We start from the raw sequence: 858 nt of genomic DNA on the forward strand, positions 1-858 counted from the left end.
TCCCCCAAGCGCCGGAGTGGGATGCAGCTTCTCAATTAAGTCAAAAATTGAAGCAGACTCGCGCAGCTGTCCGACAATCGGCGTAAACAGGTGCTGAACGCTTTTTGTTTTGTACAAAACAGGTCCATCAGGCTTTTCAACTTCTGAACAGCTTGATACAAAAGCATTATGAATCATACCTACCACAATATCATGCTCAAGCAGGTTTTTCTCATCGTTTAATAATTCAAGGCCTATCCGGCGGTCGTCTTCTTCATTCACGCCTCGTTTAATGGAGCCTGCCAGACAGGAAGACATGACAGTGCCGCCGTCTCTTTTGATCAGTCTTTCCGGAGACGCGCCGACAAAAGTTTTGCCTTCTTGTTCAATTGCAAAAACATAGCTTGTCTGCTGATCGTCCAGAAGCGTTTTAAGCACCGGTTCAATTTGGATTGGACCGTCAAACGTGAGCAGCAGCTCTCGGGCAAGAACAACCTTATCATATTGTTTCTCTTTAATTTGGCTTGTGGCCGTTTCGATTGCTTTCAGCCAATCATCCTTATCCAGCTCTTCGGCTGCTGCCATCACAGCCTGATCTTTTTGCTTGAAATCGGGAACCATAAATTCCGCCGCAAAAGCTTTTAAACCTTCTAAAACAGCTTCTGCGTCTTCTCCTCCGCTTACCCATCTGTTAACTGTTAAGAACGGGCCTTCAGCAGTCATCGTCAGCATAAGCGCAGGCACAAAGAAATCCCCTTCCGAGAAATGGTCCCATTGTGAACCTCTTTCTTCGCAAGGGTCAAAAGAAAATCCTCCAAATAACACAGGTCCCACTGCAGAATGCTGCAGCTTTTCTTCTTCATAAATATGAAAAGCCGT

At 45.8% G+C, this 858-nt stretch carries 1 protein-coding gene; it reads right to left on the reverse strand.

Features of this window, described 5'->3' with window-relative positions; genetic code table 11:
- Nucleotides 1-858: isochorismate synthase (locus ACWHAR_RS24990; protein WP_452088170.1), on the reverse strand; the 858-nt coding region annotated here is incomplete at both ends.

The sequence above is a fragment of the Bacillus sp. LR--39 genome (genome assembly GCF_053613335.1).